Genomic DNA, 22,629 nt, shown 5'->3' with positions numbered 1-22,629 from the left:
TTTCCTCCATATCTAACGGTAGATATATTCACCAGATTGATAACGTGGCGGAATTACCGGTACCTGAAGGAAGGATTGATATTCCCCGCCAGTGCGAATGATGTGTCTGCCCTTATTGTCTGTGTCCCACGCTAGAGGCTCGAACCATCCCTCCCGGATATAGCGGCCTGCCACCTGCACCCGCAGTTTCTCACCTTTATGCCAGATCCGGCTGGAAGGCACAATTTCGATATCCACCGGAACTACCTCTCCCCCAGTGAGCTTCAGCTCACGTTCGTGAGAAAGCACAGGCTGATAGTGGGTACTAAGCTTTGAATCAAGCTCTCTGTGCGAAACACGAATCTTACCCCATGCTCCGGGATGCGGCTCATCCAGTACATGCCAGGGAATCCAATTGCCCTCTCCATCAGCCTTCTGAATATTAATGAAAAGATCCATGTCGTCATGCCCGGCTGCTTCAACATAAAGCCGTAAAAACATATAACCGGTCAGCTCAGTATCCTCTTTAAACTCCATATCAAACATTGCTTCTCCACTGGCCGAGTCGTAAGTTACTTCGGATGCGGCAGAAACAGAACCTTCTTGCATGCTCATGCTGGCCGCATCCAGGTAGTAACGTGTATATTGAGTTCGCTCCAGAGGAAATCCTTTTTCCTTGCGCTGTACCTGGTAATCACAATCGAAAGCATCCATAACATCAAGCCGGACACGGGGGGTTAATTCCCAGCCATTATGAATGTCTTTCAGGTAGCGGTCATAGAAGCGCTTCAGGTCCTCAAGATTGTAAGGATCATAAGCATCTGCCCATTCAAAATCGCGATGTACGCGCAGCCATTTCTGCTTCGTCTTAATTTTACGATAGCCCTGAATTGAACCACGCAGATGAAAATGACTCCAGCCGGCGGTACAGTAACACGGAATCGTAATCTTGCTGAAATCAGGAATTTTGTCACGCCAGTAACCGTTCATTAAAGGATATTTCCGTGCCATAGCCACTTGATCATCGACACCGCCATTCCCCGTAACCGAAGCTGCGATGAATTCATTGAAGCTAAGTGCTGGGATGCCCCCTTCATAAATTGCTTCCCTGTACACATCAGTCGTGCCTTCCCACGGGGCTATACAGGCGAGATGGGGAGGTTGATAAGCTGCTACACGATACTGGGTCATGGCTACACCAGAGTTTCCTCCCATACCCACTCGACCATTACACCAGTATTGAACACCCAGCCATTCGATAAAATCATAGCCATCCTCACAATCCTGACGACTGAACATGCTTACATCACCTTCGGAATGACCTGCACCGCGAGTATCAACGTTGGCAACGGCGTAACCCATTCGGCACCAATACATAGGGTCCGGAGACTCGAACTTTGCGAGTTTGGATACGGTCTGCGGAGGAACGCCCATAATCTGCCACTCACTCATTCCTTCTCCTGGCCTTTTCCCGAAAAAACTCCAGGAAACTAGTGCAGGAATCTTGTCTATTCGGTTTTCCGGCATATATATATCACAATAGATAGTTACCCCGTCACGCATTTTAACGGGTACGTCTTGCTGACAGATCACGCCTTCACCCGCAATGTATGTTCTTTGGTTGAAGGGAGGACAGAAACCTTGTCCCATTGCATCCATTGGATTTTCACTTGCAGAAAGATCAATATCCTGCTCTTTATCAACAGGCCGACGGGCCACACGGTAAATACTCTCAAGCTCTTCGCCCTGAAACATTTCTTTCTTTGTAAAAAATTTGTTCATTGTCCTTCTCCTTATCCGTTCTCGCAAATTTCCAGCACATAATCAACAGCCTCAGCGATGGTTTGTTTCCGGCGAAATTTCATATATGGAATTTCAACATTAAAAGCGTCCTCCAAGAAAGTAGTGATCTGCGAAAAATGCACAGATTTTGCCTGTAAATCACTCGTAAATGAAAGACTTTCCGACAATTCCTCCGGCTTCTTCCCGAATAAAGGCGAAGCTCTTTCCACCAGCTTCGCATAAATTTCTTCACGTAATTCCAATACAATCCCTCCTTGTTGAATACAGCTCATCACACATTTTCAAGCTAAAGTGTCATTTATTGCTGCATGTGATAAATTCAGTATATATAATGAGAGCGTTATCTCCCATGTGCTGCAACTTAATCGTGATCGGTTATTTCAGCAAAGTTTTGTAAAATTGCACAAAGGTTCCTAGTGCTATTGGAGGCTGTTCTCGTGAATCTTCAAAAGATCATCAGAAAACTTAGCGACTGTTGTCTTGCCTGGCCGGAAGAGGCATTACAAACCAAAGAGATTAACGAATTTGCTATCCTGCGACCCTGCTCCGTATTCAAGACTGACACTGCCTATTTAGGCAAGCTTTCAGATATACCAAGGGACTTTCCAACAGACACCCCATTTTTCTGTATTCAGGATTGTGACGCATCTGTTGATTCTTATACTTGCCTTACCCTTCTGCCAAATGAACTGGATTTGCTTGATCTTTCAGAGAAAATCTCTACTATCCTTGCTCATGAGAATCGGCTTATTGAGCATATGCACACGCTTATCTCCGCACTTAACTCCAACAAAGGATTGCAGCACATGACGAATGAAGCCACCCGCATCTTTGGTAATCCGGTTATCATTGTTGATGCTGGCTATAAATTACTTGCTATGTGTCAAGCACCTATTCCCAGCCGACCTGATATTGAACAACAGAGACACTTAGGTTATGTCCTTGACCGAAATATTCAAAGCATGAAGAAATCCAATTTATACGAGCGGACCCGGATGGCTCTTTTTCCTTATTACTCTCGTGATCCCGAGACCAAGAACGGTTGGATTACAGCTTTTGTGTACGTCCACGGTATAGAATTTGCACAGGTTAGTGTTATGGAGCTTGATCGTGAATTTACTGATATTGATTTTGAACTAGTAAAATTTCTTTGCGAACTGGTTTCGGTAGAATTGCAGAAGAGTGATTTCTATAAATCCAATCAAGGAATGGTTCATAGCTTTCTGCTTACCGAACTCCTTACTGGTGATCTCTATGATGCTAATGTCATTGCAATGCGCTTGGCTCATATGGAGTGGCCGCTGTCCTCTAACTTGCGTGTGTTGACCTTAATTGACCAAAACAACGGTTTTTTTGAGGGAAAAGTTCAACTGGTCGCGCAGCATCTAAGTCAATTCCTGCCAAACAACCGTTGGATCGTTTTTCAAGGGCGCATTGTATTTCTAATCTCTCTCACCGATTCATCCCACGAAATAATTACTAAAGAAGAACGGATTCTGGAGTTTCTGCAAGTAAATAGTCTGACTGCTTCAATGAGTGACTCCTTCAGTCAATTAAATTTTTTGCGAAAATATTACAAACAATGTCTGGCTGCCATCGACTTAGGACTCCAACTTGACTTTAACAAGTCAATCTATGTGTATGAGGACTATCTCTGTGAGCATATTGGAAAAATCATATCTGAACATCATGATCTTGCTGATTTCTGTCATCCGGTTATTCAGAAGCTTATTGCTTATGACCATACCCACAAAACAAGTTTGCTGCCTACCCTTGAAGCCTATCTTCAGTATGTGGATACTCCAGCTCTTGCGGCAAAAGCTCTTTTTATCCATAGAAACACTTTGTTCTATCGTATCAACAGGATCCGGGAGCTTTTCCAATTAGACTTAAGCAACGGTGATATTCGTCTCAAACTGCAATTGACATTTCATTTTCTGAACTTAAAATACGAAGTACATAAATAAAACTAATCTTCGAGGAGTTTGTATGGACGTTCCAATTCAAAGAGAGGACTCGTCCCAGCAAACCTATATAACTTTATTCATAATCTGTAGAAGCTTTTACAGCACAAATAAAGGGCACCTTATACCGCCGGGCTCGGAACTTAAGCCTTAGCAGAAAGGTGCCCCCATTAATACTTCAGAGCAGATTACAGTGCGCTATCTTTAGCCATTGAAGCTAATTTTTCAGTCCCGTCAACGTGATTCCTTCTACGAAATATTTTTGACCAATCAGATAAAAAATGACACCCGGCGCAAAGGACATACACGTAGCCGCCATCGTCAGCGACCAGTCCTGCTTTAGTTGGCCTCTAAAGGCGGTTAGTCCCAAGGCTATCGTATACTTATCGCTTGAGTTTATGTAAATCATCTGTTGAAGTAGATCATTCCATAAACCGATAAAGATAAATAATGCGACGACGATCATCGCAGATTTAATGGCCGGCATAATAATGCTGAACAAAATGCGGTAATATCCAGCGCCATCGATCGTTGCTGCTTGATCAAGCTCTCTCGGTATAGACATGATAAACTGCCTAATCAAAAAGATATTAAAAGCCCCGCCACCACAGAAATAAGGCAAAATCAACGGCAGATAGCTGTCATGAATTCCTAAGCCTCTCGTCCACCCAATATATAGCGGAATAAGTGTAACCATGGCAGGTAGAAGCATCGAACCGACACAAAGAGCCCAAATCAATTTTTTGCCCCGAAAACGCAGTCTTGCAAAGGCATAACCGCATAAAGTCGCTGTAAAGGTTCCTGCCAAACAGGCGGGTACAATAATAATCATAGTGTTCCATAAATATTTCCAAAACTTAAAGATCTCTAGCGTTTCTGCATAGTTTGAAAACAACCAATTTCCTGGCAGCAGTGAAGGCGGATATTGGTATATCTCGGCATTCGACATGAGCGACGTGCGAAATATCCACCAGATTGGAAAGAGCACGAGTATAGTAAAAAAAATAACAACGACAAACGAGATCAGGTTCATCCATTGATTATTACGTTTTTTGCTCTTTAATCTTCCGTATGAGGCTACACTCATTTGTCATCGCCTCCTTCATTAAAGATCCATAGGTTGGAGGTTTTGAATAATACACCAGTAAAGCCTGCAAGAATAACAAAAATAACGGCTGTTGTCGCACAAGCATACCCCAATTTATAATTTACAAAAGCTTGATCATACATCAGATAAGTTAAAAAGCGTGAAGAATTACCCGGGCCGCCATTCGTTAATGAAAGAGCCGGCGTAACAATTTGGAGATTGGCAATCAAGCTCATTAGCAAATTGTAAAAGATAATGGGCGACATGCACGGTAAAGTGATATGCAAGAATCGTTTCCATCCATTCGCACCATCCATTTCAGCCGCTTCATGGTAGACGACCGGAACATTTTGCAGCCCAGCTAAGAAAATAACAATTAAGTTACCTGACAGCCAAACCGAAATCAAGGATAGGGATGGAATGACATAGCTGGAATCCGCGATAAAAGAAACTTTGTTCAAACCCATCTCAGAGAGAATAAAGTTAAAAAATCCAAAATTAGCTTCGTATAACCAGGACCATCCTACATATATTGCGGCTGCCGGCAAAACGTACGGTACATAGAACACAGCTCGGAAAAACCCTCTTGCCGGAATTTTACGATTCAGTAGCATCGCAATAAAAAGTGAATAAATCATGCCTCCAACTACCGATAAGACGGCAAAGTAGACCGTAGCTATAATAGAATCTTTAATATAAGGATCAGTGGTAAATAGATTAATATAATTCTCGAAGCCAACAAATTTGGGGTCTGAAAGTCCCGTCCAATTCGTTAAGCTGATCCCGAGCACCCCAATAAGAGGTAGATACGTTAAAAAGATCAGCCCAATGAAGGCAGGGATCAATAATATATACGCGGCTCGTGCCTCACCTGCATGAATACGTGAACGACGTTTCGGAGATTTATTAATCATTTCCATCTCTATCTCCCCACCTGAAGATCATAATATGGCCGCCGCGTGTGTGAGCTTGGCAGCGGCCAGTCTTTTACGAACTTTACTAATTGCCTGAATGGGCTGCTTTCAACGCATCGAGATTTTTAGAAATAGCATCCTTAGCGGTCGTCTTTCCAGTCCATACATCCCCTAGAACCGACCCGAGCAAGGTGTTAAACTCCGTCGTATGATTCGTATAGAACCACGCTGCAGGCTTCACAGCAGGTGATTGCGCATAATCGACTACTGCAGATTTATATTCGTCATAAACAGGGAAGTTAGGATTTTCGACCCATTTACGGGTAAGGGTCTCATCCGTGTACCACTTCTCCAGCGTCGGCATCCAGATCCCCGAGCTAATGAGGCCCCAGTTATTTTCTTCTGAGTTGTACCATTTCAGCCATTCCATCCCTTCTTTTGGATGCTTAGTCTGGGAGAAGACGACATTGGCGCCACCCGTGTTGAGAGTAACCTTATCCTTCATGTAAGGCAATACTGCAACGCCATAGTTCAAGCCTTCATTCTTGGCCGTATTCAGACTAGTTCCCACGTTCCACGCACCGTTAGTAGCCATGGCAACAGTTCCCGCGATGATGGTTCGTTGAATGCCATCATCAGTCTGTCCGACAGACAACGGAGCAACATGATCCTTCAAGTAAAGATCTGCAACCTTCTGAATTCCCTCTATACTGGCGTCTTCTCCAATTCTCACCTCAGTCCCATCACCCGAATAGAACCCTCCACCATTACCAAGCGCCCAGGTCTCAAGCTGCCATGGTAAGTTTTCAACGGATGCGCCAAACTGTACGATACTCTGCTCATTAAAGCCACTCTCATCAGGATGTTTACCATTTTTATCAAGGGTCAGCTTCTTTGCTGTTGTTACAAATTCGTCCCATGTCCACGCTTGGTCTAAAGCGGCTGGGGGATAGGGTACATTGGCTTTGTCGAACATATCTTTGTTGTAATAGAGGAGTAAGATTTCATTGGCAGCCGCGTAGGCTACGGTTTTCCCTTGATATTTGTAGGCTAAGCTATCCAGTGGTTTGCTGTCGCTTCCTTCGTACATTGTATTTACATCATTCAGCATGCCTTGGGTAGACCACTGAACGACCCCATCTTCTCTGAGCATCCCTGTATCAGGCAATTGCCCTGCCGTAGCCATTGTATTCAGCTTAGTCATGTAGTTTTCCCAAGGAATTGCTTGTACTTCTACTTCAATTCTGTCTTGAGAAGCATTAAACTTATCCGCCACTCCCTGGGTTACATTTCCTTCTTCCGCACTTCCCCACATCGAATAGATAATCTTGACCTTCTCCTCAGGCTTGGAGGTTGCGTTCTCAGATGCTTTGGGTGCATCAGATGCCTTGGTTGCTGTGTTTGTCTCGTCTTTCGCGCAGCCAATGACACTTAACGCTAGTGCAGTTGAAAGAATACCTACCCCGAATGCTTTACCTACTTTCATTTCCCTCTCCCCCTTCATAATTACATAGATATGTCTAACCGTTTGACCCCTTAAGTTATTGAGTTAAACGTTTAGTACCAACTTTTTTAATAATTTCAACCTTTGCTTGGAATCCGAAATTTCGGCCAGCAGATACGACTTTTAATATCGTAAATATTTTCAAAAAGTGGTATAGAGTCTTCATGAACTTGGGATATTTTAATGAAGTAAGCGCTTTATTGTTATTGTGTCATGATTTTCTATTAGGGAAAATAGCATTTTTCAACCTGATTTTTAAAAATTCCAACCTTTAAAGAATCAGCTTTTTCATAAAAACGGCAGAATCAGCAAACCAAAATATTCAATTGCAGTAACGACAATAAGCAGAGCCGTCCTCCTACCCCAATGGTAGAAGCACTGCTCTGCCTATTTAGCATTTATACACATATGCTGCTGTATGCAACAACGCCTTTTTTCTCTTCTCGAAACATAACTGCGTGAGATTTCCAGCTCCTTAGCAAATTCCCGCTATGTTATCGAATTTCTTGAGGTTGTGGCCACGAACCGAGGTCAAGAATGAAGGCGTCTCTTATTCGTTCCCCATCGTGCTGATGTCGATGACAAACCGGTAACGGACATCTGAAGCAAGCACACGCTCCCAAGCTTCATCAATCCGGTCAGCAGAAATGACCTCGATTTCAGAAGCAATATTATGTTCAGCGCAGAAATTAAGCATTTCCTGCGTTTCACGGATTCCGCCAATCATCGATCCGGCAAACGAACGGCGGTGGCCGATCAGCGAGAATACGTTAACTGCCAATGGATCAGCGGGCGCACCAACATTGACTAATGTACCATCCAATGCCAGAAGTGAAAGATAAGCATCAATATTAATTTGTGCGCTTACTGTATTCACAATAAGATCGAATGAACCGGCAAGCTGCTTAAATGTCTCCGGATCGCTGGTCGCATAATAATGATCCGCTCCTAATTGCAATCCGTCTTCCTTCTTCTTCAGTGACTGTGATAACACAGTAACCTCAGCTCCCATGGCATGAGCAATCTTCACAGCCATGTGTCCAAGCCCGCCAAGACCCACTACAGCTACTTTTTTGCCAGGAGCGGCTCCCCAATGGCGCAGCGGTGAATAGGTGGTGATTCCTGCACACAAAAGCGGGGCAGCCGCGTCAAGCGGAATAGCGTCAGGAATCCGGACCACGAAGTCTTCTGTTACAACGATGTGCGTGGAATATCCGCCCTGAGTATAGTGACCATGCCGGTCGATAGCTCCATAGGTGCCCGTATTTCCACTCAGGCAATACTGCTCCTCACCTTTTTGGCAATTACTGCACTCTCCACAGGAGTCAACCATACAACCTACCCCTACACGATCGCCAACTGCGTACTTTGTAACTTCGGAACCGACCTGGCTGACAATACCGGCGATCTCATGCCCTGGAACAAGTGGATACTTAACCGGTCCCCACTCCCCGCGGGCTGTATGAATATCCGAGTGGCAAATGCCAGCGTATTTAATCTCAATAAGAACATCGTGCGGCTGCAGATTCCGGCGTTCAATTGTAGTTAGCTTGAACGGGCCTTCCTGATTGAATGTAGCGCGTGCATTAACCTTTATCATAGTGAAACCTCTCTTCTAGTTAATATAAAAAGCTGTAACGCCGACTTTACAAAACCTATGTTATTACTTAAAGTTAACTCTAAGTCAAGCATAAAATATAATTAAGACTGGAGATAGATGATGAAGACATACTCCATTAGTGAAGTTGCAGAATATTTTAATATGACATCACATACCCTGCGTTACTATGACAAAGAGGGGCTTTTGCCTTTTATAGAAAGAACCCCCAGCGGGAAACGCATTTTCAAAGAAACGGATATGGACGCTTTAAAAGTAATTGAATGCCTGAAGTCATCCGGGATGCCGATTAAGGAAATAAAACATTTCATTGAGTGGTGCTCTGAGGGGGACTCCACCTTGCAGCAGAGATATGATATGTTCCTGGAGCGGAAAGCTTCTGTAGAAGCACAAATGGAAGAATTGAGAAAAACGATGGAAGTCATAGACCATAAATGCTTCTACTACAAGACCGCCTTGGATAGCGGCACGGAAGATGTTCATAAAAAAAATAACATTAAGAGTGCATTTACTCATTAAAAATGGACCTTCAAATTACAGTAAAGGCGGGGCAGATTGGTCTGCCCCGCCTTTCTTAATTTGGACGCTTTTTTGCCAGCAGCTTCTCCGTAAAATTCACATCAAAAAAATGAATAATGGGTCCCAAACCAAGTGCGGACACTAGAGTACCTAAGCCTATAACGCCTCCTGCCAGGAAGCAAATCAAAGCACAAAGAGCATCCGTAAACATCCGGTGCCAAAAATAAGATATTTTCGGGACGTTATCCCTCATTATCAGGGACAGGCTGTCGTAAGGAGCGACTCCCACAGCCGATGTCTGATACAGGGATACCCCAAAACTGCATACCACCACGCCAATCGCTACGACGACCACCCGCTGCCATAACAGCTGAGGTTCGCCTAACAGAGATAGCCAAGTACTATGAAAGAACGTAGCGATATACCCCAAAAAGATTGCGTTTACAAAAGTCCCTGCGCCAATATACCTTCGTCCGGTTATGAATTCGATTACAAACAACACCAGGTTCAGCAAGATCAGAAAATTTGCATATGTTATACCCACGCACTCTGCAAGTGCCATTACCATGCCGCTAAAGGGATCATTCCCCATACCGGACAGCTTAAAAATACTAATTCCCATGCCCAGAAATACATTGCCGATAACCATAATAATCAATCTTTTTTTATTCACGTTATAAAGATAACCCTTCATATTGCCCATCCTATTTTTCATATTAAAATTGCACCTTACAACAACCACGTCATTATATCATATATTCTATTGTTTGACGGTTATCTTTATTGATAGTATTCAAGAATGAAGGCGTCGAAAAAATCGCAAGAAAGTTTGGCTGTCCCCAGTCATAAACCAAAGTTGGTGTCAGATCTGCTATCCACAATTCAGCAATCTCATCCAGTTGCATTCTCCATTTTCCGCTGGCAACAGCCTTTCCCTGCTCCATAAGGAAACGAGCCTCATCATATGAAACTTCAATTCCCTTATTGCGCTCTATGAAATCAAGGACTGCTTGGTAATTACGTTTTTGATCTTCTTCTTTTTCTACCGTAAAAGCTGAATCGTATACCTCTGAGAAATCTAAGCCCTTAAAGTCATGGAGTTCCACCAGCTCTTTAAATGCGTCCGTTACGAACTCTCGAAATGTAATGTACTGCTCGATGTATCATGCTAAACAGTTTTTTTAGCTTCGTTCAGAAATATATTGAATCAATTCCTTTTATTGTCTAGTATTATAGAAAAGATTCCTATTTCCCTTAAGTTGTTTTCACAATAGGAGGAAAAATGAATAAGAATAAAATAAATATCTTGATAGGATTTATAACTTTCATAATTGTTTATACAGCTGGAGTCCTTCTTTTTCAGGTTCTATCTTATGGAGGATATTTTTTCATTGAAAAGAATTCATACATGATGACTCTTTATACTTTTTTAGTGGGGGTTGCCTGCCTGCTATTTATAGCGCTTTGGATTAAAACTGAAAGGAAAATAATAATTATTATAAATACGAGTATTGCTATTGCTATGCTCTTATTCACTCCGGCCATTGCAAACACTTACTATACAGCATCAGAAGATATTCGAATGTTGTTCCATTCAAATTATAAAAATGAAATTCAAGCGATAGAAAGAATTATTAAAGATCATCATCTTCCATTTTCAATCTACAAAAAAGAAAGTCTCCAGAACTCAAAATATTATAACTATCTCTCCATCCTAGTAATTAAAAACTCAGACAGCAAGCTTACTTCTGAGGAGATACAATCATTCATTGGTAAAATGCCCATAACTAAAATGTCGATATATTTTAGTGACAATATAAACGGACGCGTAGTAATTATTAAAACAGATGAAAATCGGGACATAAAAAATTGTACACCGAAAAAAACTTGTAGCAATCTTCAAATTAAATAAATATCGCCAAAATATACAATTAAGTTTTCAGGTGGGTCGCCCGACATCTCCGCCACCTCTGTTTCACTGCATTCCGGGCTGGGCTTTGCCTGCAGGACCTTTGGGATTCTACCTCATGAAAGACATCCTACCAATCAAAAAAGCAATTCCCAGTAGAAAAGTCGCTTTTTGAGGTTATGGACGCGATAGGATGTAATAACCTAGAAATGAACTGGATTATGCATGCCTCTGGGCATGCAAACAATTAAAAAGCCTCATGGAGTTGTTACGCTCCTATGTGGCCTTTCACTTAACTATCTTGAATTTTCTTCTTCAATTACAATATTTCTAGTACTGTTTTCCCAATCATATATTTTTCCAAACATTACCTCTATACCGCAAGTGGTACAACTAAATAGATATCTAGATTGTATTGAATCTTCTTCTCCCTTACTAATATCACATATAGTTACTCTAATTTTGGAGTGATCCCAGTCTGATTGACTGCAACAGTTACAAACCAGTTCCTTTCCCCATATTTTAATAATAGCCATGTTTACCTCCTACAAACTAATATCCTTAACCCATATCGATCTTCTTATAAAAAAATGTATTTTACTAAAAAAAGCTTACTGAACTATGTTTATCAGAAGTTCAAGGCTAGCAGTCCGTGATAGAGCATATTAAAATGAGGCCAAAAAGCCATAAACTCAAAATCTCCCGTCAACCTCCTCCGGCTTGTCGTTTATAAAAATACCATTTTCTAGATAATCTATTCAAACTATCCCTATGTTTGTATTTAGGTGATAACCTGCCTCCCTCTCCTATTGCCATACTTATCCCGGTTTTCATAAACCTCAAAACCAGAAGTGTATTTTTTCACTTAGTCACCTACAGTACTCGAATTGCTCTTCAAAAAAATCTCTCCGTTCTGGTTCACCTGCATGGTTGAAACACAGTATACTTGGATTGTTATCTGTCCGAATGCATTTTTTCATGGCGTATCTTTCTTTTTCATAATTCAAATCGTTATCATCATTTATGACTACTCGTTCATCCATAGATAAATAATCATCAATCGACTGAGTTGATGGTGAAAGATATGATTTTCCCAGATTATTACATTAATGAAAATAACGAAATTGTGCAGCTGTTTAACGATTTATTGAAGTTTTTAAGTCATTATGATGTTACACCATAAGGTTTATACTTGGACCTTCCTTAAATGGAGGAGGGAAGAATCCGTTACTTCCATAGCTAAGGGTAACTACCTACTACGATCCTCTGTAATGGCAATATCAATCTCATTTAAATACCTAGATAAAGTCTCTTGTCTTTCTATTCTAGTAATAATTCTCCAAAGCGCTTCTTCATGTAGCACTTTTCCCGCAAACATACCGGATTTTAATAAACCTTCTTTTGCTTTCTCATGTGTATACTTAACATTAGACAGCTGCAACCAAATACCTCCATACCTTATTAGACACTCCACAGTGTTGTCCGCCTGTCCTTTTACTTTCTTAAGCGAATCTGTCACTTCTCATTATTAACTCCCCTTATTTTTGCAAATGATAAAGGGAGAAGAGTCTCCATTGCCAGCCAGCTAGAGGCCGACTCTATCCATCCCTTCAGCAAATGGTACAAACAAGTGTCCGGCTATCCGACAGACAAGTTTCGCAGCCGCAGCAGGATGATTTAATATAGAAAACGGCGCTGCATCAGTTCAGCGCCGCTGTACCATTTTCAAGTTTGATCACAGCATCCAGCCAACCTCCCTGTAGGCCCTCCAAAGCGCCTGAAAAGATTGCGACTGTGCCAGGTGTCATTTCGTACAACGTGTCTAGCAGCAGGAAACGAATCTCGATATCCATGCCATAGAGGGGCTCATCCAGCAGCAGAAACCATGGATCAGCAAGCATCGCCTGAGCAATCATAAGCCGTTGCTTGTTGCCGCCTGACAACCGCTGAATGGGCGTTTTCCACTCGGCAGTAAGCCCGAGCCGTTCACATAGCTCACGAGATCGTTCCTCAATGGTTGCCCGTGGCATCAGCTTCATCTCACCCACATAACGCAAGTATGCCTCGACGTTCATATTATCATAGTACGCTGTCTGCTGTGGCTTGTAGCCCAGATAAGACTTGAAAGCATTCCCTGACAACGTCACGCCATGAAGCTGATAGGTAATCAGGCCGCGTACAGGCTGGTATAGACCAGCTATCGCTTTGAGCAATGCTGTTTTCCCACTGCCATTGGCGCCCTCCAGACCATACCAGCCTGGCGGCAAAGCCAGATTCACATCCCCTAGCAGCAGGTGACCATTATCTGCAAGAAGTTCAACCGCGGTAAGTTTTAGCTCAGCTCCTCGCACCACTCTTCCCTCCTATCCATATTGCTTGTAATAATGCCGATGGCGCAGCAAAATACTTGTTATAACACCCAGCGCTATTGCCAGACTAACAGCAACAAGCTTGCTTGCAAGCCAGTGTTCGGACCCGTATTCGCTGAACAATTGAAATACGCCAAGCCTCTCGCCAGCGGAAAACTGGATGACGCCCACTGCGAGGACAACCGCGGTACCAGACCATGTCCCGAAACGAAGCATTGCAGCCAGCGCTGCAAAAGCGCTCAGGCAGATCGGCAGTAATAGATCTGTGATCAGTAAAGTAGTGTTAGATCCGAATTCACCGCTGGTACCCGTCATAACGATTATTCCATAAAACAACAGCGCTAGAAGGAGGTCATATAGCAGTATGGTTCCTATTCTGGCTACCATAAGCTGTACGGGTGTAACAGGAAAGGTCGCCTCAAGCTCACTCATTGGCGTATGCATGGATCGGAGTGAATAGGCCACACTGGCTACAGGAAGCAACATAATCGTAAATAAAAATACATCCGGCTTGGCAGAGCTACTGAACCATTCACTTGCTACCAGCCCCTCAACGACTGCTCCTATGCCAATCATAAGCGCTGATGTAAGCCAAAACAGCCAATGCATCGTCCTTACCTGAGCTGCCATGCGTTGCATAAGCCTTACTGGTAAAGATATAGCGACAGTTGCTTGCCGCCCAAGCCTGTCATGTCTTGCCACTCGCCTGGAAGAGGGTACAGCAACCGCCCACTCAGGCTGTGTGGCATATGTGGCGGCAAGCGCCAGCAGAGATTCCGTCTGCTGGCCGCTGGGACCATCGACGGTATAGCGATCCAGTTGGCTGAATACGGCTCCGATCTGGTCATGCTCCCATCGATCCGCTGCTGCTTCACCCTTTTCCTCTAGTTGCCGCTGCTCTTGCAATTCCCTGTGCAGTTGACTGTCGCGACTAGCCTTATCGGCGCTACCGGCTCCGGATATGTAACTCATCCTGATCCTCCCCTTTCTGCAATGTATGGGCCAGTCGCCTGAACGCCCGATACAGCTTGGACTTGACCGTTCCAAGCGGCAGTTCCAGCAACTCGGCTATTTCATCCAGCTTGAGTTCCTCATAAAAACGCAAAATAACAATTTGCCGCTCCTCCTCAGGCAAAGCGCCAAGGGCAGCAATGACTGCTTCACGCTCATATTGCTTGTCTAAAAAAGACGCTACCGTATCCTTACCGCCATCTGCCGCATCATACACTCCGGTATCCTTAGCCGCTACTTCATAACGATAAGCTCCGGACTTCCATACATCACGGCACAGGTTCGTCGCAATTCGATAAATCCATGGTCGAAACCGTTCAGGCAACCGACCAGCTTGCAAAGCCGTGAATACTCTGACAAAACACTCTTGCACCAAATCTTCTGCGAGTTGACGCTTGCTGGTCAGTCGGTATAAATACGCATAGATGGTCTGATGATACCGATAGACGAACAACTCCAGCACGGCTGTATTCCCTTGCTTGTATTGCTCGAGCAGTTGCTCATCCGTAACAACAGCCCTGCTGTTCACTTGACTCTCTCCTTTCTCGCTCAGCACTATTGCCTGCACACGAGCCAACCTCTGCCTTTCCCCAATAGAAGCATACAGCAGAAAAGCAGTATTCCAGCTGCTGCAAATAATGCGATAGCGTTATGCGATTTATCTGTGAACCGGCTCACCGGCCAGATGGCTTGAAATAAATAGTAACGATTGAGCGGCATACTGGACATAAAATACTCCAGCAGCCACACCGTTGCCCCCACTCCTAGCCCGACAGCCATATTGCGCCCTAGCAGACTGCCCAATGCCGCCAGACCGCCAAGGAACATATTCACACTGAGGCTATGTTTAATTATGTAAGCTAGTTGTGCCGTACTTAAAGCGATCGCCCAGCGGTCAATTGCCCAGAGCAACGCTGCTTCATAGATAACTAGCAATAGCGCAGCGACCGCTCCTCGCTCGGCGAACACGAGTAATTGTGAATATGGATAGCTGAAATGATGGGCAAAAGTACCCTCACTGAAATCATCGACGAACAAGGCAGCACTCAAGGCAATCGCAAGTAAAGGCAGCACAAATATAAAAGCCACTTTGACATGATAAAAACCAGGAGAGGGCATCATCATTGGCAGCATGAGGCAACCAGCTGCTATCAGCGCCGCAATAATAGCTATAGCTAGCAAGTAGCCGCCCCATAGGATGCGCCAAGCATATTTTGCACGGGACAAAAGAATGAGGGCAACCTTCATTGTCCTCCCTCCGTTTTCCTTTGCAAATAGCCTCGCAGAAGCGCTTCCATTTGTTCATCACTGTCCTCGATTAGCTGCTCTGTGCCAATACTGTCATAGACAAGCTTGATGACATCGTAGACACTTTCAATACCGTACTGGCTGTATATGGTGTTCATAAGGTCATAAACCTGATTCGGTGTACCGTTCAAAAAATAGCTGCTAACAGGTTCGAACAGTCGATCTGGCAGTTTCCCTCCGACCAGCTCGAGCTCGTTATAAGCCTGAAAAAAGTTATTCAGTGTATATTGGGCGTTTAAATTTAACATTCTCGCATTTCTAATCTCTCTACGTTTGGCACTGTAATCAAGCCAGTACTGCCCCGTTCTCAGTTGGATATTCCCATTCTTCCCTCGATCAATTTCCGCCCCAAAATAACTTGACACAGACACCTTAGACAAAAAGTGGATATCGCGAGCTTCCGGACCTCCAACTGATGCATCTACCATGCCAAGAGTGCTCATACTCACCATGTTCAAACTATAATACGGATAATCGGCAAGTGCCATAGTAACCGTCTGGGGAAAGCTCGTTGCAGCTTCTCCATCCAACATTTTCAAAGTATGTGCCGCTTGGGCGTAATGCCTGGCTGCGAACTGTGCTGCTTCTTCGACAGAACGGGCAGGCAATTGACCAGATGCCAACAGACGAAACGTCTTGCCGTCTGCCGTCGCTTCTGCAAGTTGCAGATCGCCCCCAAATAATGTAAGTCCGCTTGCTTCTTCCAGCTTCAGGCGCGTGATGGTCGCTCCCTTCTCTCCAGCCATCTTACTAGTAATGACAGAGGCGTTGGAGAACAGTTTCAAGCCACTTGGCCCTGTGATAGCAACTTCAAAGCCCGCCATAGGGCGCGGCAGTTGTGTGTCCAGAATATCTGTAGCGTGACGCCCCCATTCGTAGTGATCGGTAAGCAATTCCGATAGCCGGCTATTGCCGATAACAGGGTACCAGCCATAGAAAGCTGGCAGGAAAATCCTGTTATCGTCGACAACAGCGATCTGCTCCCATCTATCCCTGCTAGGAGCGACGGAATAATAATGCCGCCAATCATTTAGGGTACCGCTATATGTCATCTCGATCTCCATATGCTCCCCTGGCATAACATCCGTTGCAGGCTTGATCCAAAGTACATCTGTAGCCTCTTCCCACTCATAGGCAGCAGCAGCACCGTTCACCTTCAGTTCCTGTACATCAAAGATATGTCGCAGCATGATTGGGAATCGCTCTAGTGTTGCCGCTTGTCCATTGCTTGCTTGCATCGTCGCCTGTATTTCTAACCCATGCCGCGGCAGTAATTCCAAATTCAGCTTGTAGCTGTTAATGTGTAGATCCTGGAACTTCATTCCGACAAGCAGATCTTTAATATGCGATACCGAGAGCGGATTGCTGGTATTCCCGTTTGTGTTAAGGGTGATCCGAGACATTTCCTCAATATCCGCCTCCGAATATTTACCCGCTGCAATTCCAGCAACGAGCAGTTGCTCCAATTCACGCTGTTGCGTGATATCATTGGCTGAAGTAAGACGTTCGCGATAGAAACGTTCATTGGCATCCGCAATATCTGCCCGTTCCTGCAGGTATCCGTACATCGCACTACCTGCCCATAACAATGCTGCACCTAGAATCAGCATCGTGGGATAGACAAGCCATGCCTTGACCCGTTCCCGCCTGCGTCTACATACTACAAGTAGAACAGTCATGACCATTCCTGCTGCTAAAGCTGCAACGATGCCGCGATGCAGCCAAAATGCCGAATCATATATAAATCCCCACATACGTGAGTAAGACTTACCAATATATTTAACTAGTGAATAATCGAACCAAATCTGCGTATGAGGGGGTAATGAAAAAGAAGGGCGATCGGTCTTAAAAAATTCCGGTAAAATAATTGCCAAGCTAAGCAACAGGACGAAGCTGATCAAGTAACTGTATCGCTTACGGATAAGGATACCTATTAAGTAGGCAATTACAGTTGCAAATAACATTGGGATCGCAAAGGAAGCCAATACAGCAGAGGTATACCATTCACGCATTCCCCATGAGATACCATCATTTACTACCAACCATACATAAGCCCCCATCGGCACGAGCGCAGCTGCTAACGGAAGGGTTACAGCACAAAGCAAGCGTGCAGCCTCCATTTCCCATGTTCGATACGGAAAGGTAGCCATCATGGTTGCTGTCTTCCATTCTTCATCCCGCCGTGCGATCGCTGTTGCTAACAAAGGCAAAATAATGAGGGCTACAAGGCAATACACCTCAGAAATGTCCATCACGTATACTGCACGATCCAATTTGGCATTGGTGGTCTGAAACATCAAATACAGGATGCCGACCACGGTTGCCAGCATCAGATACAAGCCTGGGCCACGCAGCAGCAGCTTGCACTCGGTTTTGTAATAGCGAATCAGGCTCATTGGCTATTCCCCGCCCTCATGACCGCGATATATCCGTCCTCAAGCCCTGCCTTTGCCAGGACTGCTCCAGGTAATGGAACAGAACTGGCAAGAACACGCGCCTCATAGCCGGCTCCTGAACGCTTTGCAGTCACGATGGCTGCAGTTTCTTTGAGCTCTGCAAGCTTCTCATCACCCACTTGGACCGTCCACACTTGTCCCTGCACACGCTGGAGCAATTGTTCTTGCGTACCGTGAAATACGATGCGCCCTCCGCTCATAATCGCCATACTCTTACAGTTATTATCAATATCGGCGACGACATGTGTAGACAGTAGCACAGTACGATCTTTACCCAGCTCAGTCAGCATATCACGAAATCGCATGCGTTCTTCAGGATCAAGCCCTGCCGTAGGCTCGTCCACAATAATGAACTGCGGATCACCTAGCAACGCCTGGGCAATACCGATGCGCTGCCGCATCCCGCCAGAATATTTGCCTATACGCACATGGCGCTTCTCCTCCAGATTGACTCGGCGCAACATTTCGGCTACTGCTTTCCTCCGGACTTTTCCATTTGTAATGCCCTTCATGGACGCGACATAATCGAGATATTCTGCGCCTGTCAACTTGCGATATACGCCAAACTCTTGTGGCAGGTAGCCAAGCAAGCCACGAATTTCACGTTCATCCCGCCCAAGCTTGCAATGTCCAATTTGTACATCCCCTGATGTTTTCGGTATTACTGTTGCCAATATTTGCATCAATGTTGATTTTCCCGCCCCATTGGGACCGAGTAAGCCGAACATACCCGTACCCAATGTCAGGTTAATTCCGTTCAGTACTTGTTTACTGCCATATTTTTTGCACAATTGCTGGATAACTACATGCATCATTACCTGCCTCCATTCGTACTTGGCCAACTACCGTGCGCACGAGTAGATTGTCGAACAGTATAACGACACTCCCTTCTAAAAGTTTAAAAAACAGGTGATTTTTTAAAATAATAGTATCCTTGCGCTGCCAATATGACATTTGTTCGATGTGTCTACTACGACAAAAAAACCTCCAACCCCGTATATGCGGCTTCGGAAGTTATTCATTAACCTGCATTTCGCAGTTACTCTAAGTACAGAATCCCAAAATCACAGCTTCTATGAAATTCTGGTTTGTTCGAATGAACTTTGCTCCATGTTCCAAAGTGCGGATAAACCGTTTCATCGCCGCACTTGTAAAAGTTTCCTCTTATCCTTTTTCCCGGCACTGCCCGAAAATCCGAAAAATAAGATTGTACCCATGCCCATGAGATCGAAAAGCTTAATTCCCAATACGCTTCCCCTTTATCATTAATCTGATCCGTGGTGGATAGGACTTGGAAAAGTGCTGGATTGATAGTGATTGGGAAGCGATCATACCGATCCGCTCCTATCTGCAAGAGAATTGCGCCATTCGCATTAAATTCGAAATTCATATAGCGCTGGTCCGAATCCGGAGAAGGCTGAAAAAAGAACTCGATGCAGCTATCCTTATACACAGGATCATTCATGTTTCTATATGTTCGTATTGGATTCTGTTCGTAAACCTTAAACTGAAGCTTCAGATCCTCCTGACTGTAATTTAATCTTGCTGTAACGACCGGGTTATATCCTTTAAGCCATTGATACTGTTTAATGATCTGGAAATCTTCTGTAACTGAAACATCCGTCTGATTTATCAGGCGGGAAATCACTAAGGTTTCTAATTTTCTTTCCATGGTTCATTCCCTTCGGTTGGAAATCCCACTAGGCTAACACAGCAAAACAACCCTATTAATTAACTTGATTATTTAGACCCGCGACTTACCGGTTTTCCAATACGCAGTCTCGATCCCCGAAATTTCGCACGGCCGTCTGCCGTTACCTGTATTGGCGGATGATGGAACTGCACACTCTATATCCCCTCGGGCGCTTCCCCCACTTCCCGATCGATGGTCAGATCCCCCCGTATCCGTTCTCCTGCAATGCGGCGAAATAGGCGTCGAAATCTACCTTCACCTCGCCGAATGGAACCTCCCGGAATATGGCTCCGGAGCTTACTAGCCCTGCAATCCGTTGATGATCCAGCGGGTGGTACCCGACGGCACCGTATACATCCCTCAGTTCGACTGACTGATGTCGGCTGCCGTACTTTGCATGGGTGTGGACAATTTATTCCTCAGCAGGTGTACACCATGCACCGGTTCATCCCCTGTTACCATCACCATGTTGGTCAACCCTTATTTCGCGCAAGGTAACGTAATTCCTTCATGGATCGCCCGGTCGGCTAAGAGAGCGATCTCCATCGCCCGGCAGGCTTCCTCCATTGCCGGTATAGGGGGCAAGTTGTTCTCCAGCATGGACAGGAAATAGTCCAGCTGGGCACCCGTAGGCTTTACGGAGAAGTCCATATTGATCTGCCGGACCGCTCCTTTCTGGTAGTCTTCGACCTCGATCAGATTCCCCAGATGCTGATCCTCTCGCGGTCGTTCGTTCTTGTATATGATGCGAATCCGGCCTGCCGGTCCGATAAATTCCTTCCGGTTATCAGTCGGAAGCCCCTTGCCCCACCCTGTCTCAAAGTAGCCGATGGAGCCGTCCGACAGACGGAGGGTCATGAGTCCGTAATTGTAAGTATACGGCGGGACTTCTTCGTAGAGACGCTGCCCGATCCCATTGACGCTTACTACGTCCGCCCCTGTAGCCCAACGCATCACATCGATATAATGGACGCCGCAATCCACGATCGGCGAGACGTCCCGGAGCAGGGATAAGTGGGAAGCCCAATTTTTGGAGGGCTTCAATTGGGATAGCCGGATGACCAAAGGGAAGCCGATGGCGCCCTCCCGGATCATCTTCATAACCGCCTGGTACGTAGTGTTATGGCGAAGGATGTGACCGATCAGCACCTTGGTTTTAGCTCCACGGGCCAGCTTCATGAATTCCTGTGTTTCCCGTGCATTGCCCGCCATCGGCTTCTCGCATAGGATATGCTTCCCTGCAGCGAGACAATCTTTTGCGATCCCCAGATGGGAGGACGGGTACGTGGCGATAATGACCAGATCCACATCATCACGCTCTATCAAGACCCGGTAATCCGTGCTCCAACACTCAGCTCCGTATTGGCTTGCCACTAAGGAGGCCCTGTCCCGGTTCCAATCCGCCACGCCGATCAACCGGACCCGCACCTGTCGTGATATCGCGTCCAAGTGGAGAGAGCCCATATAACCGCAGCCTATCACGACCGCCCCGTACCTTTTCATGATGCATCCATCCTATCCTTCTCACTCGCAGAGGTTATTTTATGTTGATCCAAGCTCCTTGTTGGGAGAAACCGAAGTCTCCTTACAACGTCTAGTCTTCTTGGGCATTGATGATTTACCATTCTTCATGCATATACTTCTCTTACATTTGTACAATACCGGACTACTACAGAATAACCTGCATCTTGTTATGATACCTTGTCACCTTTATTATATAAGAATGATGGATAATTTTATTTAGCAAAGAAAGTTACTTTTTGCACGATTCCGTTATTCCTTCTAATTCTATGTAGGGGAGGGGCTCGGTTCATAGGTTCTTTCTTCTATCGCTTGCCGCAAGGTCTGCCATTTTTGTACGATGTATGCGGAACTTCAACCCTATAGATCGCCAATGTTGGGCGCACATAAAAAAGCAACTCCCTTTTTGCAAGTCGCTTTTAAAACACTCTATAGTGAATCTTAAGTTATTATCTACTATCCTCACCGCTTCGCCTTATAAAACTCATGATACAGCTTCAGAGCCAAGGATATCGATAAGTGTAATTTCATTACCTTCTTTGTCCGTCCCAATCGGACCGTGCAGAGATACGTCTTTACGTGTTTTCTTAAGTGAACGCAGGTGCAACAGGATTTCGTTTTCAATACAACGAGCAGCAAATGTGGCTAGTTTGGTTCCTTTGTTTGGACGATAGCTCTCAATAGCTTTTATCAGGCCGATGGTGCCGATGGAGATCAGATCCTCCATGTCTTCCCCAGTGTTATCGAATTTCTTGAGGTTGTGGACACGATACGATGTCAAAATCCACTTTCTTGATAGAAAAGCGTTGATAGAAGTATGAAGGTTTTACCGGATGGATGGCTCTTTTTTTGTTATTCATTGTCCTTTTTTTAATAGTCACTTCGTTTTCTTAAATTTTCACTTGATATCAACAACTTAACAGTTGAAAGACATGATATTTAACATAGTTTGAGCATGTTTACAGTCACATCCG

22 protein-coding genes and 1 pseudogene are annotated in these 22,629 nt (G+C 44.8%); 3 read left to right on the top strand and 20 right to left on the bottom strand.

What is annotated here, in order from left to right; genetic code table 11:
• Positions 1–12: 12 nt before the first annotated feature.
• Together NST40_RS07030 and NST40_RS07025 are read right to left on the bottom strand one after the other, a co-directional pair.
• Positions 13–1,761, bottom strand: coding sequence for a CocE/NonD family hydrolase (locus tag NST40_RS07030; RefSeq protein ID WP_076218369.1), 1,749 nt, complete (start codon positions 1,759–1,761; stop codon positions 13–15).
• Between the two features lie 11 nt (positions 1,762–1,772).
• A complete protein-coding gene (locus NST40_RS07025; protein WP_076125336.1) occupies positions 1,773–2,024 on the bottom strand; it encodes a hypothetical protein in 252 nt (83 codons plus the stop codon).
• Between the two features lie 195 nt (positions 2,025–2,219).
• Between NST40_RS07025 and NST40_RS07020 the strand changes: the two genes are divergently transcribed.
• Positions 2,220–3,749, top strand: coding sequence for a helix-turn-helix domain-containing protein (locus NST40_RS07020; protein ID WP_076218371.1), 1,530 nt, complete (start codon positions 2,220–2,222; stop codon positions 3,747–3,749).
• 214 nt (positions 3,750–3,963) lie between these two features.
• On the opposite strand, the gene NST40_RS07015 is transcribed toward NST40_RS07020, so the two are convergent.
• The 4 genes from NST40_RS07015 to NST40_RS07000 form a co-directional block, all read right to left on the bottom strand.
• Complete coding sequence (locus NST40_RS07015; protein ID WP_076125340.1) at positions 3,964–4,833, bottom strand: carbohydrate ABC transporter permease; 870 nt, start codon at positions 4,831–4,833, stop codon at positions 3,964–3,966.
• Entirely contained in the window at positions 4,830–5,747 is a 918-nt protein-coding gene (locus tag NST40_RS07010; protein WP_248547752.1) for a sugar ABC transporter permease, read from the bottom strand. The genes NST40_RS07015 and NST40_RS07010 overlap by 4 nt, the downstream gene beginning before the upstream one ends.
• Positions 5,748–5,832: 85 nt before the next feature.
• Complete coding sequence (locus NST40_RS07005; protein WP_342410542.1) at positions 5,833–7,233, bottom strand: sugar ABC transporter substrate-binding protein; 1,401 nt, start codon at positions 7,231–7,233, stop codon at positions 5,833–5,835.
• Between the two features lie 568 nt (positions 7,234–7,801).
• Positions 7,802–8,851: an NAD(P)-dependent alcohol dehydrogenase gene (locus NST40_RS07000; RefSeq protein WP_076218373.1), complete on the bottom strand. Its 1,050-nt coding sequence runs from the start codon at positions 8,849–8,851 to the stop codon at positions 7,802–7,804.
• Positions 8,852–8,971: 120 nt separating this feature from the next.
• On the opposite strand from NST40_RS07000, the gene NST40_RS06995 reads away from it, so the two are divergent.
• Complete coding sequence (locus NST40_RS06995; RefSeq protein WP_076218374.1) at positions 8,972–9,388, top strand: MerR family transcriptional regulator; 417 nt, start codon at positions 8,972–8,974, stop codon at positions 9,386–9,388.
• A gap of 55 nt (positions 9,389–9,443) precedes the next feature.
• On the opposite strand, the gene NST40_RS06990 is transcribed toward NST40_RS06995, so the two are convergent.
• Positions 9,444–10,103 carry a hypothetical protein gene (locus NST40_RS06990; RefSeq protein ID WP_256718976.1) on the bottom strand — a complete coding sequence of 220 codons (660 nt, stop codon included), beginning with the start codon at positions 10,101–10,103 and terminating at the stop codon, positions 9,444–9,446.
• Positions 10,104–10,134: 31 nt separating this feature from the next.
• Complete coding sequence (locus NST40_RS06985; RefSeq protein WP_076218375.1) at positions 10,135–10,494, bottom strand: hypothetical protein; 360 nt, start codon at positions 10,492–10,494, stop codon at positions 10,135–10,137.
• A 176-nt stretch (positions 10,495–10,670) separates the two neighbouring features.
• Here NST40_RS06985 and NST40_RS06980 point away from each other — a divergent pair, with 176 nt between their 5' ends.
• Positions 10,671–11,300: a hypothetical protein gene (locus tag NST40_RS06980; protein WP_342410541.1), complete on the top strand. Its 630-nt coding sequence runs from the start codon at positions 10,671–10,673 to the stop codon at positions 11,298–11,300.
• A gap of 293 nt (positions 11,301–11,593) precedes the next feature.
• Here NST40_RS06980 and NST40_RS06975 read toward each other — a convergent pair whose 3' ends face one another.
• The 12 genes and pseudogenes from NST40_RS06975 to NST40_RS06920 all read right to left on the bottom strand — a co-directional run.
• Entirely contained in the window at positions 11,594–11,833 is a 240-nt protein-coding gene (locus tag NST40_RS06975; protein ID WP_076218377.1) for a hypothetical protein, read from the bottom strand.
• A gap of 713 nt (positions 11,834–12,546) precedes the next feature.
• Positions 12,547–12,738, bottom strand: a complete 192-nt coding sequence (locus NST40_RS06970; protein ID WP_076218378.1) for a hypothetical protein — start codon at positions 12,736–12,738, stop codon at positions 12,547–12,549.
• Positions 12,739–12,997: 259 nt separating this feature from the next.
• The gene (locus NST40_RS06965; RefSeq protein WP_081387462.1) at positions 12,998–13,651 is read right to left on the bottom strand and encodes an ATP-binding cassette domain-containing protein; all 654 of its coding nucleotides are present in this window, start codon (positions 13,649–13,651) and stop codon (positions 12,998–13,000) included.
• A 9-nt stretch (positions 13,652–13,660) separates the two neighbouring features.
• Positions 13,661–14,638 (bottom strand): hypothetical protein, encoded by a 978-nt coding sequence (locus tag NST40_RS06960; RefSeq protein ID WP_342410540.1) that lies wholly within the window; start codon positions 14,636–14,638, stop codon positions 13,661–13,663.
• The gene (locus NST40_RS06955) at positions 14,613–15,206 is read right to left on the bottom strand and encodes an RNA polymerase sigma factor (RefSeq protein ID WP_076125358.1); all 594 of its coding nucleotides are present in this window, start codon (positions 15,204–15,206) and stop codon (positions 14,613–14,615) included. The genes NST40_RS06960 and NST40_RS06955 overlap by 26 nt, the downstream gene beginning before the upstream one ends.
• Before the next feature lie 26 nt (positions 15,207–15,232).
• On the bottom strand, positions 15,233–15,925 hold the full coding sequence (locus NST40_RS06950; RefSeq protein WP_076276595.1) for a hypothetical protein: 693 nt from the start codon (positions 15,923–15,925) through the stop codon (positions 15,233–15,235).
• On the bottom strand, positions 15,922–18,381 hold the full coding sequence (locus NST40_RS06945) for a hypothetical protein (protein ID WP_342410539.1): 2,460 nt from the start codon (positions 18,379–18,381) through the stop codon (positions 15,922–15,924). Before NST40_RS06945 ends, NST40_RS06950 begins: the two co-directional genes overlap by 4 nt.
• Entirely contained in the window at positions 18,378–19,256 is an 879-nt protein-coding gene (locus NST40_RS06940; protein WP_342410538.1) for an ABC transporter ATP-binding protein, read from the bottom strand. The genes NST40_RS06945 and NST40_RS06940 overlap by 4 nt, the downstream gene beginning before the upstream one ends.
• A gap of 224 nt (positions 19,257–19,480) precedes the next feature.
• Positions 19,481–20,113: a carbohydrate-binding family 9-like protein gene (locus tag NST40_RS06935; RefSeq protein ID WP_076125364.1), complete on the bottom strand. Its 633-nt coding sequence runs from the start codon at positions 20,111–20,113 to the stop codon at positions 19,481–19,483.
• A gap of 501 nt (positions 20,114–20,614) precedes the next feature.
• Positions 20,615–21,229, bottom strand: a complete 615-nt coding sequence (locus tag NST40_RS06930; RefSeq protein WP_249267684.1) for a Gfo/Idh/MocA family oxidoreductase — start codon at positions 21,227–21,229, stop codon at positions 20,615–20,617.
• Positions 21,230–21,485: 256 nt separating this feature from the next.
• Complete coding sequence (locus NST40_RS06925) at positions 21,486–21,644, bottom strand: hypothetical protein (RefSeq protein ID WP_248547758.1); 159 nt, start codon at positions 21,642–21,644, stop codon at positions 21,486–21,488.
• 498 nt (positions 21,645–22,142) lie between these two features.
• Positions 22,143–22,466, bottom strand: a pseudogene (locus NST40_RS06920) (sigma factor); the annotation flags it as partial.
• Positions 22,467–22,629 lie beyond the last annotated feature (163 nt).

Source organism: Paenibacillus sp. FSL R10-2778, assembly GCF_038593035.1.
Taxonomy (GTDB): Bacteria; Bacillota; Bacilli; order Paenibacillales; family Paenibacillaceae; genus Paenibacillus_AQ; species Paenibacillus_AQ odorifer.
Note: the sequence above shows the minus strand (reverse complement) of the source record. Positions and strands in the feature narration are given on the sequence as shown.

Excerpts from the sequence above, each read along its gene's own strand:
- NST40_RS06980 (WP_342410541.1), top strand. The coding sequence starts at position 10,671 with ATGAATAAGAATAAAATAAATATCTTGATAGGATTTATAACTTTCATA.
- NST40_RS07000 (WP_076218373.1), bottom strand. The coding sequence starts at position 8,851 with ATGATAAAGGTTAATGCACGCGCTACATTCAATCAGGAAGGCCCGTTC.
- NST40_RS06995 (WP_076218374.1), top strand. The coding sequence starts at position 8,972 with ATGAAGACATACTCCATTAGTGAAGTTGCAGAATATTTTAATATGACA.
- NST40_RS06940 (WP_342410538.1), bottom strand. The coding sequence starts at position 19,256 with ATGATGCATGTAGTTATCCAGCAATTGTGCAAAAAATATGGCAGTAAA.
- NST40_RS06990 (WP_256718976.1), bottom strand. The coding sequence starts at position 10,103 with ATGAAAAATAGGATGGGCAATATGAAGGGTTATCTTTATAACGTGAAT.
- NST40_RS06930 (WP_249267684.1), bottom strand. The coding sequence starts at position 21,229 with ATGATCCGGGAGGGCGCCATCGGCTTCCCTTTGGTCATCCGGCTATCC.
- NST40_RS06945 (WP_342410539.1), bottom strand. The coding sequence starts at position 18,381 with ATGAGCCTGATTCGCTATTACAAAACCGAGTGCAAGCTGCTGCTGCGT.
- NST40_RS06960 (WP_342410540.1), bottom strand. The coding sequence starts at position 14,638 with ATGAGTTACATATCCGGAGCCGGTAGCGCCGATAAGGCTAGTCGCGAC.
- NST40_RS07015 (WP_076125340.1), bottom strand. The coding sequence starts at position 4,833 with ATGAGTGTAGCCTCATACGGAAGATTAAAGAGCAAAAAACGTAATAAT.
- NST40_RS06935 (WP_076125364.1), bottom strand. The coding sequence starts at position 20,113 with ATGGAAAGAAAATTAGAAACCTTAGTGATTTCCCGCCTGATAAATCAG.
- NST40_RS07010 (WP_248547752.1), bottom strand. The coding sequence starts at position 5,747 with ATGATTAATAAATCTCCGAAACGTCGTTCACGTATTCATGCAGGTGAG.
- NST40_RS07005 (WP_342410542.1), bottom strand. The coding sequence starts at position 7,233 with ATGAAAGTAGGTAAAGCATTCGGGGTAGGTATTCTTTCAACTGCACTA.
- NST40_RS06925 (WP_248547758.1), bottom strand. The coding sequence starts at position 21,644 with ATGCATCATGAAAAGGTACGGGGCGGTCGTGATAGGCTGCGGTTATAT.
- NST40_RS06950 (WP_076276595.1), bottom strand. The coding sequence starts at position 15,925 with ATGAAGGTTGCCCTCATTCTTTTGTCCCGTGCAAAATATGCTTGGCGC.
- NST40_RS06975 (WP_076218377.1), bottom strand. The coding sequence starts at position 11,833 with ATGGCTATTATTAAAATATGGGGAAAGGAACTGGTTTGTAACTGTTGC.
- NST40_RS07030 (WP_076218369.1), bottom strand. The coding sequence starts at position 1,761 with ATGAACAAATTTTTTACAAAGAAAGAAATGTTTCAGGGCGAAGAGCTT.